General features: G+C 32.6%; 1 protein-coding gene. It reads right to left on the reverse strand.

The window, feature by feature from the left end:
- A partial coding sequence (locus tag RF646_RS13435; RefSeq protein ID WP_368836243.1) for a hypothetical protein occupies nucleotides 1-199 on the reverse strand: 199 nt, incomplete at its 3' end.
- Nucleotides 200-537 lie beyond the last annotated feature (338 nt).

Consider the following 537-nt stretch of genomic DNA (forward strand, 5'->3'; position numbering starts at 1 on the left):
CTTCGTCCCAGGCATAGTATTCGATAAAGGTAGGAGTATAGCCTTCTACGTCTGTGACTAAGATTTCGTAATAGTAGTCTGGTTTGAAGTCTTCGATAAAGTTTTGGACAAAGCCTTGAATAATGTTAGGATTAGGCTCTCCACTGGTAATACCTGTAAGGATTTGTGTTAATCGGTTTGATAATTCTTCTGTGTTCATAAGTCTATAAAAATTAAAATGATTAATACTTTATTTATCTGATGCAAATATAAGAACTATTTTTTAATTATGCAATATCCTTGATTGCCTTTCGAAGGCCCCTAATGTCCTAGAATTATCTAAAATAACCATAATATAAATACTTATGCAATTAACAAACATATTACTAGGATGGTAATTAAAAATAGCCCCTTGATTGCCTAGAAATTTATTAAATCCGAGGCCATTTATGGCATAAATTGTGTACCCAGTTTTATAAAATCCGAGCCTAAAATAGCCCCTCTAGGTACACAATTTTAATATAAATCCTAGCCTCTTGGCAATTAAAATCCGAGTCT

Origin of the sequence: Kocuria sp. CPCC 205261 (assembly GCF_040981025.1) — a bacterium.
GTDB classification, from domain to species: Bacteria; Actinomycetota; Actinomycetes; order Actinomycetales; family Micrococcaceae; genus Kocuria; species Kocuria marina.